Genomic DNA, 18,492 nt, shown 5'->3' with positions numbered 1-18,492 from the left:
ACTACTCTTTCTCCCATTTTATATAGTTGTGCCAGATGCCGCTAATACTCGGCTCAATATTTTTAATATTCTTATTTACTGTTGTGATTGAGTTTGGAATGTATAAAAATAGATATGGATTATCATCAACTATCATCTTAAACATCTCTTGCCATAGTTTGGAGAGCTTCTCTCTATCTACAATTGTTTGCGACTGCTCAATCATCTTATCCATTTTTGGATTGTTATAGCCTACAAGGTTGAATCCAGCTTTTTTATCACTATCACTATGCCAAAATATATATGGGTCTGGTGTAGGTGATAGTCCCCACGCTAAAAGCACACTATCAAACTTATGTGGAAATACCACCATATTTAAAAAAGCCTGCCACTCCATCACTCTAAGGGTAACTACTACACCGGCTTTTTTTAGTTGATGTTGAAGAATCTCTGCAGCATATGGTCTAATGGCACTTGCATTTGAGGTAACTATCTCAAATGTAAAAGGATTGTTTTTATCATACCCTGCATCTTTTAAAAGCTTTTTTGCTTTTTCTATATCTTGCTCTGGTGCTTTTACATTCTCATTGAATGCTTTAGTACCTGGTAAAAAAGGTCCAGTACAGACTTTTGCATGTTTAAAAAATAGAATATCAACTATCTCTTGCCTGTCTATGGCTAGAGATAAAGCCTCTCTGACTTTGGGGTTTTTAAACTTATCACGTCTAAGATTAAATCCCAGATATGTGTATGATTTACTTATCTGCTCATAAATATTAAACTTATCAAAAAAATCAGGATTTAATTGTCTCTCAAATTGCATAGGTTCAATAGAACCAATATCTAAAGCTAATGATTTTAACATTAAAAATCGTGTCATCGGATCTGCTATAACATGAAAAGAGATTCTGTCTATCTTAGCCCTGCCCTCGAAGTAATCATCAAAGGCTACCAATATTATGTTTTTTGAGTGTTCAAGTTGATGAAGTTTGTATGCACCGGTACCTATTGGCTCTGTGTTGAATGTAGAGTTCATCAGATTTTTTTCATCTCTTAAAATGTGCTCAGGCAAAATACCCATCATCCATGTCTCTAAGGCTTTAAAATATGGTTGTTTATATTTTACTTTTATAGTAAACTCATCAACAACTTCAACACTCTCAACGAACCTAAAAGCTGCGCTATATGGTGAGACAACCTGTGGTGAAATCAGAGTGTTGTATGTAAAAAGCACATCTTTAGCACTAAACTTTTCTCCGTCATGCCAGAGCACATTTTTGCGAAGTTTGAAAATGAGTGTTGTATCACTTTCATAGTAAAAATTCTCTGCCAAATCACCAATTATCGTTGAAGAGTCTTTATCATACTTAATAAGTCCGTTAAATAAAAATCCTGCAATCTCAGATGAACTTGAATCAGTCGCTAAAAGTGGATTTAGCCTAGATGGATTTGCAGACGTTGCAAGGTGCAAGGTTGAGGCAAATATATTTATAGAAAAGAAAAATAGTAATAATAATCTCACTCTCAAATCCTTAATTTAATGCTTTTTCATTTACACTTAATTTTCCATCATTAAGTTTGATTTCAAATATAAGATTATTACCATCTTCTTTAGCTAATAAGTTAGCCATGCCTGTTATCGGTATTTCTTTGTTCATAAGAGCATAGAACTCTTTTGAAAACTTAATGCTTGATGCAAGATTTAAATTTTTACTAATACTCAGATGAGAAGATTTTAGTTTCTTTGCTAAATCTGCATCTTCTTTTAAAAGTATTTTTGCCATCAAGCTAAAGCCGTCAATAGTTATTTTATCTTCTATAGTTATCTTTTTTAAAGACATATCAGCGATATTAAGTGATAAACCTTTTGATAGCAGTTTTACAACTGTCTCCTTAAACTTCTCCTCAAACTCAGGCGAGGAGCTTTTATTTGCATGAGAAGTAAGTTTTATAAACTCTTCATATGAATCTTTTTCAACACCTTTTAAAGATATGTCATAATTAAAACCTGTTGCCGAAACATTTGCATCTTTGGAGTTAAAGATAAACTCTCCAAGAGAACTTTTTACGTGAAATTCTGCTTTTTTTCCTTGAGTATTTGAAGATATATTTACTTTGATATTATCAACACTAGCTTCTAATTCAGAACTTTTTGTATCATCTACAACAATTGACATAGATTTCATTGTAGCACCAGATACAAAAGTACTTTGTGATTCAAAAGTAGAAGCAGAGCTAAGGTCATTAATCTCAAATTTCATATCACTTGTAGACTCATCGACCTTAATAATTATTTTAGAGATTGTAGTTTGTAGATTTTTAGGAGCTATTAAAGGACCACTTCCGTAATAAGTAGCATTAAAAAGTTTTACAGTCATCTTAGTACCATTGTCAAATAGATACTCTTCATCTATATCTTTTATATAACCATCAAAAAGTTCATTAGATATATAGTAATTTATATGGTATAAAACACCTTTACTTTGAAGCAATTTATCTATATAAGTATAAAAAGGCTGATTCTCTTTTTTTAACTCATTCGTAATATTAGCAGGAAGAGCTAAAGGATATATATCTACTGATACCTTAGAGCTTAGTGGAAAATTACTATACTCTATGTCTATACCAACTAAAACACCTGATATCATGGCATCTGTAAATGGAGGTATTTTAGAATCTGAGTATTGCTTAAGATATTGTATAAATTTAGAAGCATCTGAAAATAAAAATTCATAATGTTTTTTTGTAGTCAAGTAGGTAGACTCTGTTTTATCATTTTTTAACTCTAAACCATTAGAGGTTAAAAGAGAAACTCTTGTTTTTAGAAATCCCTCAGCAACACTATTACCTACTATTGGTAAAAGTGCTACAAGAGTAATAACTACAACAAGAGCTATGATAATTTTTTTCATAGACGTACCTTTTGATTAATTGAGGACATTATATATAAAATAAGTTAAGGGATTATTTTTTGTGAAAGCTAGAGAGATTTTACCAAGACTAAATGTCTTGATAAAAAAGTATAAAAAAGATTAACGTTTAGAGAACTGACGAGAACGACGAGCTTTACGCTTACCTGGCTTCTTACGTTCAACAACACGTGAATCACGAGTCATCATACCCTCTGGTTTAAGGATAGCTTTAATCGCTGGATCAAATGCAACTAGTGCACGAGAAATACCATGACGAAGTGCATCAGCTTGACCACCAAAACCACCACCTAAAGTAGTAGCAACGATATCAACTGACGTATCTTGCTTAGAAAGAACTAAGGGTTGTTTAACACGAAGTTTCTTAGCTTCAAGTCCACCTAACCATGCGTCTAAAGAGAGACCATTAATTGTGATGTTACCTGTACCTGGAGTTAACCATACTTTTGCTATCGACGCTTTACGACGACCTGTTGCATAAATTTTTGCCATGTGGTTATCCTTACTTAGCTAGTTGTGCAGTGTGAGGGTGTTCAGCACCTGCATAAATTTTTAATTTTTTAAGCATCTTAGCACCAAGCTTAGTTTTAGGAAGCATACCACGAGTAGCTAATTTATATAGTTTCTCAGGGTTTTTCTCTAAAAGCTCAGTCATTTTAACACTCTTAGTACTACCGAAGTAACCTGAATGAGAAAAATATTCTTTGTTTGCTATTTTACCAAGACCATTAAATTTAGCCTTAGAAGCGTTAATGATAACTACGTAGTCACCACAGTCAATATTCGGAGTCCAACAAGGCTTACGCTTACCACGAAGAGCTGTTGCTACTTCTGTAATCATACGACCAAATGTCTTACCTTCAGCATCAATCAAAATCCATTTTTGATCGATCTGTTCTGGAGTTGCAATTTGTGTAAATTTCATTCTAGAACCTTTCGATTTATTTAAGTGACGGAAGTATAGCTATATAAACTTACAGATAGCTTAATTTATGTTTATTTTAAGTTTTGATTTTTGTCTTTCTAATATTTAGAAAAATTTATATTTATATCCGTCAATATAAACTTCATTCAAGATAACTATGTTAAAATCTAAGCTATTAAATTTTAAAAAGAGAATACATGTTCAATAGTAAAAGTTATATATTTCAGATTCTGATTTTACAGTTATTTCTATTAACTAGCATATTTGCAGATGAGAATCAGCGTATTATTGATGAACTCGCATCACCAGTCCCTCAAATTCCTCTAAAATCTGCTCTTGGAGATAAAGCATACAATGATGCCATTGGGTCTGGAAAATACCGCTATGTCGGTAGCTCAAAGTGTCGTTTATGTCATAGAAAGTTTTTTATTGGAAGAAAAAATGATCCTCATGATTCTTCAATGAAAAGCCTTGTTAAATCAGGATACGAAGAAAATTCTCAATGCTTAACATGTCATTCGACTGGTCATGGTGTTAAAACAGGCTATATAAATCAAGCATTGACTCCTCGTCTTTCAAATGTTCAATGTGAAGGCTGTCATGGTCCTGGAAATATTCATATAAAATTAGCCAAAGACAAAATCAGAAATAAATCTACTTTTAAAAAGGGTGGTTTTCTTGCTGGAACAGACAATCCAAAAATACTAAAAAAGATGTGTACAAGCTGTCATACTAAACGATGGGATAAGTCGTACCATGATTTAGACAAATCATATGATAGCTATAAAAATGCTAGTCCAAACTCAAGGAAGTAGATAATGTCATTTATTAAAAAACATGCAATAGCAATTATTTTAATATCATTAGTAATTGGTATTGCCTACCTCTCTTACTATAATTATAAAGTCCAAAAAAACCTATTACTACAACGTATGCAAGAAAATTCCTTAAATATCGCAAGCTCAGTTTCATCAGCTATGGGTCGATTTGAAGATATAAAATCAACTATGAGTCTTGAAAAGCTAGTTGATGATATCTCTTTTAAACTTGAAATATTCGAATTTAGATACATTGATCCAGATGGAAGTATTAGAAATTCTATGTTCAAAGAAGAGATAGGAAAAACTCTAACCTCTAAAAGGTTTATTGAAACAATGCAAGGAGATAAAAAATTAAACACCTTCTTCTTTGAAACCCGTGATTATGTAGAAGTGATGTCTATTTACTATCCTATATACACTTCTAACCAGCTTATAGGAATAGTAGACTTATCTGTTGACATATCTGAATACAACCTCAAAAAGGGGATAAAAAACAATCCTGCCTTACTTCACAGACAAGTAGATATACGAAATCTACTAAAATCAATTAGTGCTTCTGTAACAAACTCCCTAGCCATATTGATGAAAACAAATATAAATGACTTTTTACATGCCTATGTTGCCTCAACTAAGACAATTACACAAATTTCAGTTATTGATGAAGAGAAAAATATATATATTAGTAGCGACATCTCTTTAATTGGGAAGAATTTAAAGAACAACTACAATAAAGATTCTGGAATAACAATGGTGAACTCTAAACCAACATATGTAACATTAGTTAATTCAAATCTACATAACAAAAATGAAAAAACGAATCTAAGATTATTAATCGATGCTTCAACATATGTAAAGCATGAAAACCAGTTGCTTAATACAGCAATAATCACAAGTTTTATAGCTCTTTTTTCAGCGCTATTAACTTCTGGTCTTATTTATTTTACAGCCATAGAGCAATCTCGTAAAGAAAAAGAACGTCTTGAACATTTAGTGGAAATTCGAACTAAGGAGATAGAGGTACTCAGCAAAACTGATTCCTTAACTAATTTATGGAACAGACGCTACTTAGAAGAAAATCTTGCTCTAGAGTTTAAAAGAGCTAAACGATATAAACATGACTTATCTGTAATGATTATTGACTTAGACCATTTTAAAAATATTAATGATACATATGGGCATTTAGCAGGTGATGAAGTTTTGAGACAAATTAGTTCCAGAATTAAAGAGTCTCAAAGAGAAACGGATTTTATTGGACGATATGGTGGAGAAGAAATTGTAGTTATTTTACCTGAGACTAATCTTGAGACATCTATAAAAATTGCAAATCTAATACTTAAAGTTATCTCCACAAAACCTGTAGAATTTGAATCTAATTCTATTGTTGTTACAACAAGTATTGGTATTAGCTGTGTAAAAGAGGAGCATTCTGAATATTCAATGATTTTTGCTGAAGCTGATGAAGCACTTTACAGTGCTAAACAACTTGGACGAAATAGAGTTGAAGTATTTAAAATAAAGTCAGTTTAATACCTTAGATTCAACTTTTTGTCTTGCTTCTCTACTCTTTTTACTTTCACTCCATTTTTCTTGTCTACTTTGGCCTTGTTGAAGTTTTCTTTCTTTCTTTTTTTCTTTTTTTTGAGTAAATCTCTCTTGTCTGTTTTCTCTTTGTGTATCTTTTCTTACTTTACGAGCTTCTCTTTTTTCAGACTTTCTTGCCCACTTGTCTTTTCCTTTTTCTGCTTCAGTAGCTTGTTTAGCTTTCTTATTTGCAACTTTCCTCTCTTGCTTTTGTGCCTTTCTCTCTTGTTCATTATCAGTTTCTTGTGAAGCATCTGCGTTGGCAAATAGCAAAGTCAGTAAAAGCAGTGTTACGATATTTTTCATATTTTCCCCTTCTTATATATAGTTTATTATATCTAATTATGAAATAAGCTTTCCTAGCATCTAAACTTTACTAAGCTCTACGGAGTCTTCAAGTATGTAGGCTATGTAACCTTTTACCTCATCACCCGTTATCTCTTTAATAGCTTTTACATAGTAGTTTACTTGTTCTACATGCTTATCAGAATAACTCATAGAACTTTTGTAGTCTATTACAGCCCATGAGCCATCATCTTGTTTTATAAGTAAATCTATATAGCGCAGATTATTTTTATAACGAAGTGCTTTTTCTTTATAGCACTCTCCAGATGTCAAAGAGATAAACTCTTTACTTTCTATCACTCTTACAACTCTACGCTCTATATCTTCTATCTCTGAATCTTGCAAAGAGTAGCCGTATTTGTTTAGCATCATATCTTTAGCATTGCTAATGGCTTCTAAAGTAAAACTTCCAAGCATCTCAAGCATATAGTGAAGTGCCAAACCAAAGTTTATAGCTTTTAAATCTTCTTCACTGCTCTCTTCTAGTTTTAAAATATCACTCTGCGTTCCGTAATAAAGGTCTTTATATCTCATCTCTTGTAAAGGCGTTAGTGCTTTTGTCTGTGCATTTGTATTTTTACAGCTAAGCTCTCCACTGCTTTTTGGTTCAAGATTTAGTATATCAAAGCTTGAATCTTTTGACTTGAGTATAACAAACAGGTTTTCTCTAGCTCTTGTAAATGCCACATATAGTGCATTTAGAGAATCTTCTTTTGTCAAATACTTCTCTTTTGCAAGTGCCTCTTCATACTCAGCATCTATAGCGTCTCTGCCTTTAATACGAAGATATACGTCTTCAAGTTTTATTCCATCATATTCATAGATAATTGCATCTCTGGCAGGCGGAGCTTTTTTTAGTCTGTCCATTACTATCACATGCTCATACTCCAAACCTTTTGATTTGTGAACAGTTAAAACTCTTACACCGTTCAAATCAGATGCAGCACCACTGGCATCTAGTCTCTCATACTCAAATAAAAGTGCTTCAATATCTTCGTACTTTCCTACGACATCTAAAAAACGTATAAGATGAAAATCATCACTAAATAGTCTATACTCAGCTATAACATTTTTAATAAGTCTTAGTAGCTTCGTTTTAGTCAAATCAATTTTTGCTATATCTCTTGACTTTTGATTTATAAGAGCGAAAAAGTTATGTTTATATATCTCTTGTTCAAAATATAGATACTTCAAGTATTCCAAAACAGCCTTTACGCTACGCTGATTTATAAGTTTTGTAGTTGTTTCTGTTACAACCTCTATGTTCTCATCTTGGAGCATCTGTTTTATAACTTCGCCATCGCCATTTGTAGCACAAAGAATTGCTACCTCATTGATGTCTGCACCAAGATAGATAACCCTTTTAATCTGCTTTAGAGTCTCCTCTAATATCTCATCACTATTTATTACTTCTACATATCCCGCATCTGCTTCTGGTCTTACGATTTGCGGAGCATAGTTTTTAATTTTGCCCTCAAAGGTTGAGTTTACAAACTCTATGACCTCTCTTTGAGAGCGATAGTTTGTAAGAAGCGGTTCTACCTCAGTATGACACTCTTCTTTTACAGCTCCAAACAGAGCACTTACTCCACCACGAAACCTATAGATGGACTGTTTAACATCTCCAACAAAAAAGAAGCTTCCATCTTCACTAACACCGTTTCCTGAGAGTATCTCATCTATAAGCGGTTTTAAAATCTCATACTGCAGTATGCTCGTATCTTGAAACTCATCAAGCAGTATATGTTCTATAGCAGAGTCAAGTCTAAAGTATAAAAACTCACTGTCTATTCGCTCTTTTAAAATGTGGTAAACCAAAACTGTTACATCATTAAAACTAAGTTCGCTGTCTTCTGTATATAGTGCTTTTTTTGCTTTTTGATAGATGCCGGTGAGTTCACTCAAAGCATAAAAAAAGTTTTGCTCTTTTGCTCGATTTTGGTTTTTTACTGCTTCTTGGATTCTAGTAAGTAAAGAGTTCATATCTGGAGTAAAGCACTTTGAAAAAGTTCTGTAGTCCAAACTCTCTCTTCCTATCCAAGGCTTAGATGCAAGTTCCTCAAAGTCATCAGCTTCTACAGCTTTTTTAACTGTCGCAGATGCACCCTCGCATCTGTTAATGATATCGCGCAAAAACCCAAGATTTTGCATAGCAACTTGTTCAAAATGTATAAAATCTTGTTTTTCAAACTTTAGATGCGAGAGTTCTTGATGCTTTATGTAAAACTCATCAAGCAGAGTAAAGATATCTCCTAGTCTCTTGTTTGATTGAAGAGATAAAGTTATAAGGGTATCTTTTTTACCCGCTACACTAACCTCTTTTAAAAAGCGTGAAAGAAGTTTCAACTCATGCTGAGAACTCATAGTAGTAAAGTCTGGCATTAAAGATGCATAGAGTGAAAACTTACGGAGTATCTGAGCAAAGAACTTATCTATAGTCATAATCTTAGAGTTTGAATTTAAAAACTCATCTAAGATTCTTTTTCGCTCTTGAAGTAGATGCTCACGAGAAAAACCCGTGACTTTTACTATCTCATCTAACTCGCCTCGATGCTCCAACTCTTCTAATGTAAGAACAATTCTCTCTTGCATCTCAAAGGCTGCTTTGTTTGTAAAGGTAAGAGCCAAGATTTTGTTAGGAGTAGCACCTTTAAACAAAAGAGAGAGATAACGCACAACAAGCATAAAGGTCTTACCACTACCCGCACTCGCTTCGTAGGCTAGATTGTTTTTAAACATTACTCTCTCCCACACATAATCTTATACTCACAAAAAAGGCAGTTTTTAGCATCTTCGGTCTTCTCAAAGTTTACATCTTCAATCATCAACAAGTCTTTTATATTTGACTGTAGTACTTCTAGTTTCTCTTCTAAAAAAGCCTCAGGAACTATCTTGGAATCTTTAAGATCGTAATATCCGCATGCAGTGACTCTTCCAAGTGTAGATGCTAAAAGATAGTAAAACTCTAGCTGAAAGTCTGTAGCATCTGGGAATGTCTTTGTAGTGTAGAGAGGGTAAGAACCTGTTTTATAATCAAGTACGAAGATTTCATCGTCTTTAACATCTATTCTGTCTATAACACCTCTTAGAGTCATTCCTGCAAATGAACACTCCAAAGATTTTTCACACTCTTTTACCTGCCAGCCATCTCTAAAACGCTCTATCTCTTTTTCACAAAATGTATCTAATCTTCTTTTTTGCATATCTATAAGATATCTGTCTAACTCACTCGCTCCGCAAACATCATCAAGTTCATTGTTTAAATCTCTTTTTAAGTCATCTAAACTACTGTATGAATTTTTCTTGCTATATAGTTCTTTTAGTGCTTCATGAACAGCTGTTCCGACTTCCCATTCTGCTGGCATATCTTTTGGAATCTCATGATTATCTATAAGCTCTATATATTTATGATAATATTTTCTCTTACATGTCAAAAATGTTTTTAGTTTTGTGGCAGAGAGTTTTACATCTTTGAAGCTGTATTCCATTTCTATCTTTTTCTCTTCTTTTACAGCTGGTGTTGATTTATCAAAAAGCACCCCAGCATAGTCTAGTTCTTCATATTTATTTTCAGCCTTGATGCCCAGATGCTTTAAAAATCTAGATGCACTACTCTGCTCAGATGCCACGAAAGAGATTGCAGCCTCTTTAGAAGAGTTTATCAGCATCTCATAGTAGTGTTTTTGCAAGTTTTCTCTGTCACTCATTGTTGGTAGGTTTGCCATCTCTCTTATGTTTGTATTTAAAAACATATCTTTATCACTTCGTCTTGGAACATTACCATCGCTGAAGTCTACTATTACTACAGCGTCAAACTCTATAGCACGCGTTTCTAAGACACCCATAACAGTTACTTTTCCACCTCTAACATCATCTATACTTACAGATGCTAAACGTTGCAGGAAAAGTGAGATAATAGATTTTACACTCATATCTTTCATACTTGGTAGTATGTTTTTAAGAGCGTAAATCTGCTCTTTAAAGATTTTTTTCTCAACCTTAGTTACACTGCAGCTCTCTAAAAAACCATATAAAAAATCTATGATCTCTACTTCTTGCACCTTTTTATAGTAGATGCTAAACAGCTCTTTATAAATCTCATCACCGACTCTCCCGAGTCTTGCACTATTTTCCTGTGATAGTTGCTCTATAGCTTTGCACGAAGAGTTTAGTTTTTCATATATCTCTGTTTTAGAGAATGATTCACCCATTGCAAAGTTAAAGTTAGACTTATCATCGAAAGTTTTTAACAGTGTTGCAAAATTCTCATCCGGCAATATAACCGCAATCTTTTGAGCTTCATATCCACTCTCTATGTAGTCGTAAACTTTTTTCTTTACAAATGCGACTTGCAACATTGTTTCGCTAAATGATTCACAACTGATATTTAAATTTTGCTCAACTCTCTCTTTTTCAAGTAACTCTTTTTCATTTAAAGATACTTTATATCTGTAACCTACTTCGAGTTCAAAACCTAAAAATTTATTAAATGTATCTTGCATTTTAGTGTTGAATTTAGAAGTATCAAATATTATATTCAGAGTGCTAAATTCACAACATTTTTGAAGTAACTCTAACTCAAAATTTGTTAGATGCCCAACTACGTGAAGTTCTATATTTTTATGAGAACGTGCATAATCTTCATTAAACTCATATTGTTTTGGCAAAAATATTTTATCAAGAATTTTTCGTTCACTACACAACTTTTCATATCTTTTATACAACTCTTGAAGAATTGTTATATGCTCTTCATACTCAGCGTATACATCTGATGTATCGAGCATGTCTATGTCATACATCTCTGCACTTAGTTCTTCAAAAAATTTAAATATATATGATGAATTTTTTGTAAATGTAAAAAAGTTTCTCTGGATTTGTAAATTTTTAAAGGAGTTAAAGTCCGAAGCTTCAAGCAGAAGCAAGACTCTGCTGTCTTCATCTGTCATCTTGAAATCTTTTACTATGCAGAGTTTGGAGATAAACTCACTCATTGTAATGTGGTTTGGTAAAAAAAGTGTTTGATTTTCTATTTTAAGTTGCTCGTGACGGATTGCACGAGCAGATGGTAAGATTATAGTTGTATTATCCATGGCAGTATTATAGCTTAATACTCCGAGACCTCTTTATCTCTTGTATCAGCTTTAATATTGTAATACCTTTGCAAATCACCAACACTAACTTTAGCCATAATATCCCATCTACCTTCAACAGGTAATTTGATAGAAGAAAAAGAGTAAACACCGTTTTCATAAGTTGGGGAGTTTAGATTTTGGTCATACTTGTGGTTATTTGGTCTAGTAACTACGACTTCTATCTTAGCGTTATCTATATCCTGAGAGTTTAAGTCACTAACCTTATATTTTATAACACTACCGTCTAATCTAAGCCCATCTGTAGCATATGATATCGTGTACTTTTTATCAAAGGCTATACGAGCTTTAATAAGCTCATTAGCTTTTGCATCTGCTTCGTGATAACCCATCATGTAAGTATCACTCTTCTCAACTGGAAGTTTATTTGCAACTACAATTGTAGCTACGCAAGCCCCAAAAACTAATACTATTGATGTGCCTATTGCATATGGCCAAATTTTTCCGTTACTTTTGCTCAAGTTTCTGCCTTCTTATATATAGTTTTCTTTTTATATAAAGAAATATACCATAAACTATAAAACCGTAAAACAATACTTTTATAAGCAGGATACTTGTTTTATTAGCATTTCCGACGGCATTTTCTAACACAATGCCTTTAGAGTCTGCAATCTGCTCTGCAATATCTGCATAACCATTAAACATTGACGCAGAATATTTACCTAATATCTCACCTTTTTTTGCTTTACCGGCAAGTAGTGGTAAAATTGTACCGCCACTTGTCATATCACTAAAATCTAAATTTAGCAGTGCGATTACAAAAGCCTGAACAGGTGATGAAATAGGACTTAGTACCTGTTTTTTATCAAAATACTCATATAAAGAGGTTGGATATGCAAGTATATCTACTTTAGAATTCATCTCAGAAAATGTAAGCAATACAGTAGGTGAAGAAAAGTTTTTCATTAACTCTTGCTCATATGCCACTATGTTTGTCTTATTTGGCAACTCTTTAAGCATAACAAGTCTTAAAGATATTCCAGTCTTTTCATAAAGTTCTGATCCTAGCTTATTAACTTCGGCGTTAAATGCTGGGTTAAATATCACTTCATCTTTATATAAATATTCTGCACTAAGCGATGTTTGAAAAAATATTGTGAGGATGAGGGCCGCAAGCCCTCTTGAAATTTTCAATGAAACTACCTAACCAACATAAAGATGATTAGGTGTAAGAACTGCGAAAAGCGTATAAGCGGCCATAACTACAAGACCTAAAGTTATTAACTTATCCATTATCTACTCCCTTACTTCACATCAACAACATGTTTAGCATTTTCAGTACTGAACATTTTGATTGATTTTTCATTTTCTATTTTATAATAATTAGTTGCATTAGCATTTTGTACACCAAGGCCCAAAGTTGTAAGAACAACCAAGATACTCAGTAACAATACTGTTGCAATCAACATGCCAGTAATTCCATCAAGAGCAAATACGCTTCTATTTTCATTCATACCTGACTCCTTATTTACTTAAGCTAGTGATGTATGCACCAACAGCTTCTTTTTGCTTAGCATTGAGTCTATCAAATGCCGGCATTTTACCGATAACACCTTTTTTACCATGATTAAGAACATTAGTAACAAGTGTTGGACTAAATGTTGCAACACTAGGTGCTACATACTCCATACCTTTACCGTCTTCACCATGACAAGCTGCACAAGTACCAGCAAATATATCAGCGCCAGCGCCAGTCATACCATTTGCAACATAAGCAGATACAACATTAATCTCAGCATCTGAAATTAAAGCACCTGTGTTAGCATTGAAAAGTCCATTACGATCAGGCATAGGCATTTCCATACCAAGCAGTTGATTGTTTGAACCATTTTCTACAGCAAATTTAACAACATTAGCTTCAATTCTTTGATTAAGATTTGCAGCTTTGCCATCAATACCATCAGCCTTAAGACCATGACATATTTTACATTCTGCAATAAATACTGACTCACCCATTTCTATAAGTCTGTCACCAGTAATAGATGCATACTGCGCTTCAAACTTAGCATTATGAGCTGCTGTGTCTTCATTATACTCACCAATTTGTGAATATGCATTTACTGGATAACCAATTGTAAAGTACCACATACCCCAAACTATAAGTAAGAAAAATGATACTGCCCAACCCATAGGCAACTCATTTAAATACTCACCAATTCCATCCCATTGTTCGTCAGCAAGTTGACCATCGGCAGTATCAGTTTGCATTTGACGAACATACTTGATAACTACAAATACTGTAATTATTACAAGAGCAACCGCGCCTGCAACTGCAAGCATATTGACGATATCATCATTTAAACCACCTTCTGAACCAACTACAGACATGTAAGTGAACAGTAGCATAGCAGCGGTAAAGATAATCCCCCCAAGATAAAGCTTATTCATATATCTCTCCTATTTCTCTTTGTCGTCTGATTTAGATAATACCGGAGTATCATCTATATCATCGTGTAGTGCCATATTGCTATATTGTTCATAGTCAACACCATTAGAATCTTTTCTTTTCGTATACAAATGGTAAATATAACCATAGAGTGCAATTACTAAAAAAAGTACTAGTGTAAAATAACCATAAGCCTGTAATTGTGCAATATCCACTATAATCCTTTAACTATTTAAGACTATTTAAATATGCAATTAAAGCAACTATTTCAGGTATTTTACCATTTGCTACTGCATCTTTAACGTCTTGATCTTTCATGTCTGCTGCAATTACTTTTGCTTCAGCTAAAGCCAGAGCATTTGCATCTGCAACACTTGAACCCATTTTAACAACTGTAGTTGACCCATTTTTCATAGGAACTGGCTTATTGTAAGGAACTGAAAAGAACTGTGCTATTGTTAACTGTTCTGCATAAGCAGTATTGATATCAGTAGCATTAGTAAACATCCAACGGTATGCAGGCATAATTGAACCTGGAACAACAGCAGCCGGATTTTTCATATGATTTTCGTGCCAGTCAGTAGTACGGTAGTTACCTACACGCATTAAATCTGGACCAGTTCTTTTAGAACCCCATAGAAATGGACGATCATAAGCATACTCACCACTTAAAGAGTAGTGACCATAACGGTCAGTTTCTGATTTAAATGGGCGTACTAACTGTGAATGACAAGCATTACAGCTATTTTTAATATAAACATGACGACCTGCTAACTCTAAAGTAGAGTATGGAGCAGTACCGATTGTCGGACGAGATGCTTGCGCAAAGTTTGGAAGAATTTCAACTAAACCTGCAAAAGCAATTGTTAAGAACACCGCTACCGCAAAAAAGAACGGATGTTTTTCTAACCAATGAAACATATTATATCCTTTCTATTAAGCGCCCATAGGCGATGCTGATTGTAGCTCAGACTCTTCAACAGGGCGAGCAGACATAGTTTTGTAAATGTTATAAGCAAACATCAAGAAACCAACTAAGTATAATAGTCCACCAACACCACGAATAGTGTAATAAGGGTGAAGAACAGTTACTGTATCAATGAAAGAGTAAGCTAAGTTACCAAATTCATCGTGAGCACGCCACATCATACCTTGAGTAATACCAGCGATCCACATAGAAGTGAAGTATAAAACAACACCTAAAGTTTGAATCCAAAATTGTGTAGCCATAAGACTTTTTGAGTAAATCTCACGCTTGAATACACGAGGAGCCATGTGATAAAGTGCAGCCATAATCATAAAGCCAACCCAACCAAGAGTACCATCATGTACATGACCAACAATCCAGTCAGTAAAGTGCGCGATTGCATTAACAGATTTAATTGCTTGAATAGGACCTTCTAATGTTGAGAACATATAGAATGTTGAACCAAGAATCATAAATTTAATCAATGGAGAAGCTGCAACTTGTTGCCACTCGCCCTTCATTGTAAGAAGCATATTAATCGCTGAACCCCATGAAGGAAGAATAAGAATTACCGAGAATATTGAACCCATAGTCTGCATCCAATCTGGAACAGTTGAGTATAATAAGTGGTGACCACCAGCCCATAAATATACAAACATTAATCCCCAGAAAGAGAGTAATGATAGTTTATATGAATAAATAGCTTGACCAGACTCTTTTGGTAAAAAGTAATAAACCATAGCAACAATAGGAACAGTAAAACCAAATGCAACAGCATTATGACCATACCACCACTCAACTAGTGCGTCATTTGTACCAGCATACATAGATACTGAATGATACCAAGCACCATGTCCACTACTTCCATCAGCAGCAGTTCCTAATATTGTAGGAATCTCCATGTTGTTGAAAAGATAAAGCATAGCTATACCTAGGAAAGTAGCAATATAGTACCAAATAGATATATATAGAGACTTTTCACGGCGAATACCGATAAGACCAAATAAACCCATACCCCAAATAACCCATACAATAACAATAGCGATATCGATTGGCCACTCAAATTCAGCATACTCTTTTGAAGTTGTTACACCAGCAAGTAATGAAACAACAACTGCTGCAACACCTACTAAATATAACCAAAAGTGTAATTTTCCTAAAAACATCAATAGACCTGACTCTGCCATTGACACTTTTAAAACACGCTGACCAACATAATACCAAGTAGAAAAAATACCACTTAGTGTAAAACCAAATATTATTGCATCTGTATGCAATGGACGAAGACGACTAAAGTTTGTGTACTCAGCTAAACCCTCACCTAGGAATAAATTTACCCCTGGATAAGCAAGTTGAAAAGCTAAGATTACACCGATGAGCATACCAACAATTCCTAATACAATTGTTGTAAACATGAACATCTTTGCAACCGTATAGTCGTACTCTAATGGACGATTCTCCATATATAGCCTCCTTAAAGATTCAAAGCAATTACGCCTAATTAAATAACATAGTTATCAACTAGACTAATTAACATTGCTACTATATCCATAGAAAAGTTTAAAGTATCTTAAAAAATGACTATTTCATGACAAATTTACTTAATTATTAGTTTTTTGTTTACTTTAGTAATTTTATATTTATTTAAGAAAATAATTTTGAAAGTTTAGTGAATATCAGGAGATACCGAGAGGCATCTTTTTTTATCTTTTAATAAGAGATAAAAACTCTGAAAATATATATCTACTCTCTTTAGGTCCAGGACTTGCCTCTGGATGATGCTGAACAGAAAAAATAGGTGAGTCATTGTATCTTAACCCTTCGATTGTATCATCGAAAAGATTAGTATGAGTAACACTAGCAATTTCTATAATATTATCAGGTACATTATAGTTGTGATTTTGTGCTGTAATCTCTACAAATCCTGTTTTAATATTCTTAACAGGATGATTTCCACCATGGTGACCAAACTTTAATTTAAACGTGTCATAACCGTGAGAGATAGAAAGAAGTTGATGTCCTAAACATATACCAAACATTGGAACCTTAGCGGCAATTAATTTTTTGATTTGCTCTTGCTCTTTTTTTAGGACAAGTGGATCACCTGGACCATTTGACAAAAATACGCCATCAATCGTCTTAGAGTTATAACTCTCTATTAAATCTTCAGCTTTAAAATCATTTGGAATAACTTCAACACCGATACCAGCACAAACAATTTCATTTAGGATATTACGTTTAACACCAAAATCGATAACAGCAATCTTAGCTTCTGGAGTTGGTGCAACTTCATACTCAAATAGAGTTCCAGAATAAGTTGAACTCTCATGCTTATAAGGTGTTTTTGTACTTACTTGCTCAATATAATTAACATCTTCAATGCGAGGAGAATCTTCTAAAATTTTCTTTAGTTCATCTTTATTGCTAATAGTAGTAGATGCTACCATCATCATAGCACCTTCGTCTCTTATCATCTTAGTTAAAAATCTTGTATCAATATCACAGATACCCATAATGTTGTACTTAAGCAAAAAAGCCCCTAAAGACTCCTCTGCTCTGAAGTTTGAATATCTTTTTTGATACTTTCTAACTATCATACCCTTAGCATGAGCACTAGAGCTTTCCATATCTTGATCATTAACACCAACATTACCAATCTCTGGCATTGTAAATGTAACAAACTGACCGGCATAAGATGGATCAGACATAATCTCTTGATAACCACTCATAGATGTATTAAAAACTATTTCACCTACAACTGTATCACTTGCGCCAAAACTATTTGCTTCTAAAAAAGTTCCATTTTCAAGATAAACATATGCCTTCATTTACTTCTCCATACCTCTTTTAATTAACTCTTCTCTATATATTTTTTCATATAAAATATCAAACTCATCTGTTCCAGGAATATATCTCTTTTTATATGATCTTATTTTTTCCATTACTGCATCATCCATCTCAGATGCATCTGCAATAAAAGATGTAATCGCACTGTAGATAATATTTTTAATACGATTTTCTGTAACTTCAAAGTGAATCAGATCTTCTTCGTAAAGTTCATCTAAAATCTTATGAGAAATATCTGAGTATCTCTCTTCATAATTTAATATTACTCCAAATTCAGGAGCAAGCTTTTTCTTTATCATAAAGAAAAGTTGTCTTTCATCTACGAACTGAAACTCTATCTCTTCTTCGTTTTCATCACAGATATCACCAGCTTTTTCTTCAAGTGCCATCTCTTGTTTTACATTTTGGGTGAGTATCTTTTCGGCCTCATGAGCAACAGCTTCAAGGCCTTTAGTCATCGTAACAACACCACTTTTGTTTAAATCAATTGCAACTCTGCTAGATATATGCGGTATAGCTTTTAGTGATATTTTCATTGATAGACCCTACTTGTTTAAAATA

Annotated in this window: 18 protein-coding genes; 2 read left to right on the top strand and 16 right to left on the bottom strand. The window is 33.6% G+C overall.

The window, feature by feature from the left end:
• Window position 1 precedes the first annotated feature (1 nt).
• The 4 genes from ACLHDE_RS01190 to rplM all read right to left on the bottom strand — a co-directional run bounded on the left by ACLHDE_RS01190 (window position 2) and on the right by rplM (window position 3,834).
• The gene (locus tag ACLHDE_RS01190) at window positions 2-1,501 is read right to left on the bottom strand and encodes a peptide-binding protein (RefSeq protein ID WP_415397331.1); all 1,500 of its coding nucleotides are present in this window, start codon (window positions 1,499-1,501) and stop codon (window positions 2-4) included.
• A 10-nt stretch (window positions 1,502-1,511) separates the two neighbouring features.
• Window positions 1,512-2,891: a hypothetical protein gene (locus ACLHDE_RS01185; RefSeq protein ID WP_415397330.1), complete on the bottom strand. Its 1,380-nt coding sequence runs from the start codon at window positions 2,889-2,891 to the stop codon at window positions 1,512-1,514.
• Between the two features lie 120 nt (window positions 2,892-3,011).
• Window positions 3,012-3,401: a 30S ribosomal protein S9 gene (gene rpsI / locus ACLHDE_RS01180; protein ID WP_294960784.1), complete on the bottom strand. Its 390-nt coding sequence runs from the start codon at window positions 3,399-3,401 to the stop codon at window positions 3,012-3,014.
• Window positions 3,402-3,411: 10 nt separating this feature from the next.
• Window positions 3,412-3,834, bottom strand: coding sequence for a 50S ribosomal protein L13 (gene rplM, locus ACLHDE_RS01175; protein ID WP_294960786.1), 423 nt, complete (start codon window positions 3,832-3,834; stop codon window positions 3,412-3,414).
• 197 nt (window positions 3,835-4,031) lie between these two features.
• Here rplM and ACLHDE_RS01170 point away from each other — a divergent pair, with 197 nt between their 5' ends.
• Both ACLHDE_RS01170 and ACLHDE_RS01165 read left to right on the top strand, forming a co-directional pair.
• The gene (locus tag ACLHDE_RS01170) at window positions 4,032-4,649 is read left to right on the top strand and encodes a multiheme c-type cytochrome (protein WP_415397329.1); all 618 of its coding nucleotides are present in this window, start codon (window positions 4,032-4,034) and stop codon (window positions 4,647-4,649) included.
• 3 nt (window positions 4,650-4,652) lie between these two features.
• On the top strand, window positions 4,653-6,182 hold the full coding sequence (locus ACLHDE_RS01165; RefSeq protein ID WP_415397328.1) for a GGDEF domain-containing protein: 1,530 nt from the start codon (window positions 4,653-4,655) through the stop codon (window positions 6,180-6,182).
• Here the strand turns inward: ACLHDE_RS01165 and ACLHDE_RS01160 are convergent.
• From ACLHDE_RS01160 to ACLHDE_RS01105, 12 genes are all read right to left on the bottom strand, one after another.
• Window positions 6,174-6,542 carry a hypothetical protein gene (locus ACLHDE_RS01160; RefSeq protein WP_415397327.1) on the bottom strand — a complete coding sequence of 123 codons (369 nt, stop codon included), beginning with the start codon at window positions 6,540-6,542 and terminating at the stop codon, window positions 6,174-6,176. The genes ACLHDE_RS01165 and ACLHDE_RS01160 overlap by 9 nt on opposite strands.
• A 60-nt stretch (window positions 6,543-6,602) precedes the next feature.
• Window positions 6,603-9,320 carry a RecB-like helicase gene (locus tag ACLHDE_RS01155; RefSeq protein WP_415397326.1) on the bottom strand — a complete coding sequence of 906 codons (2,718 nt, stop codon included), beginning with the start codon at window positions 9,318-9,320 and terminating at the stop codon, window positions 6,603-6,605.
• Window positions 9,320-11,671, bottom strand: coding sequence for a PD-(D/E)XK nuclease family protein (locus tag ACLHDE_RS01150; RefSeq protein WP_415397325.1), 2,352 nt, complete (start codon window positions 11,669-11,671; stop codon window positions 9,320-9,322). Before ACLHDE_RS01150 ends, ACLHDE_RS01155 begins: the two co-directional genes overlap by 1 nt.
• Window positions 11,672-11,685: 14 nt before the next feature.
• A complete protein-coding gene (locus ACLHDE_RS01145) occupies window positions 11,686-12,192 on the bottom strand; it encodes a FixH family protein (RefSeq protein ID WP_415397324.1) in 507 nt (168 codons plus the stop codon).
• A complete protein-coding gene (locus ACLHDE_RS01140) occupies window positions 12,179-12,865 on the bottom strand; it encodes a 3-dehydroquinate dehydratase (protein WP_415397323.1) in 687 nt (228 codons plus the stop codon). The genes ACLHDE_RS01145 and ACLHDE_RS01140 overlap by 14 nt, the downstream gene beginning before the upstream one ends.
• Before the next feature lie 110 nt (window positions 12,866-12,975).
• Window positions 12,976-13,185, bottom strand: coding sequence for a DUF4006 family protein (locus ACLHDE_RS01135; protein ID WP_415397322.1), 210 nt, complete (start codon window positions 13,183-13,185; stop codon window positions 12,976-12,978).
• A 10-nt stretch (window positions 13,186-13,195) separates the two neighbouring features.
• Window positions 13,196-14,119, bottom strand: coding sequence for a c-type cytochrome (locus ACLHDE_RS01130; RefSeq protein ID WP_415397321.1), 924 nt, complete (start codon window positions 14,117-14,119; stop codon window positions 13,196-13,198).
• Between the two features lie 9 nt (window positions 14,120-14,128).
• Entirely contained in the window at window positions 14,129-14,332 is a 204-nt protein-coding gene (locus tag ACLHDE_RS01125; protein ID WP_415397320.1) for a cytochrome c oxidase, cbb3-type, CcoQ subunit, read from the bottom strand.
• A gap of 13 nt (window positions 14,333-14,345) precedes the next feature.
• Window positions 14,346-15,038: a cytochrome-c oxidase, cbb3-type subunit II gene (ccoO, locus tag ACLHDE_RS01120; RefSeq protein WP_415397319.1), complete on the bottom strand. Its 693-nt coding sequence runs from the start codon at window positions 15,036-15,038 to the stop codon at window positions 14,346-14,348.
• Window positions 15,039-15,053: 15 nt separating this feature from the next.
• On the bottom strand, window positions 15,054-16,547 hold the full coding sequence (gene ccoN / locus ACLHDE_RS01115; protein ID WP_415397318.1) for a cytochrome-c oxidase, cbb3-type subunit I: 1,494 nt from the start codon (window positions 16,545-16,547) through the stop codon (window positions 15,054-15,056).
• Between the two features lie 240 nt (window positions 16,548-16,787).
• On the bottom strand, window positions 16,788-17,912 hold the full coding sequence (gene carA / locus ACLHDE_RS01110; protein ID WP_415397317.1) for a glutamine-hydrolyzing carbamoyl-phosphate synthase small subunit: 1,125 nt from the start codon (window positions 17,910-17,912) through the stop codon (window positions 16,788-16,790).
• Window positions 17,913-18,467, bottom strand: coding sequence for a DUF507 family protein (locus ACLHDE_RS01105; protein WP_415397316.1), 555 nt, complete (start codon window positions 18,465-18,467; stop codon window positions 17,913-17,915).
• Between the last annotated feature and the right edge of the window lie 25 nt (window positions 18,468-18,492).

This window comes from Sulfurimonas iocasae (assembly GCF_047716755.1).
Taxonomy (GTDB): Bacteria; Campylobacterota; Campylobacteria; order Campylobacterales; family Sulfurimonadaceae; genus Sulfurimonas.
The sequence above is the reverse complement of the archived record's forward strand: the minus strand, read 5'-3'. Positions and strand labels throughout refer to the sequence as shown.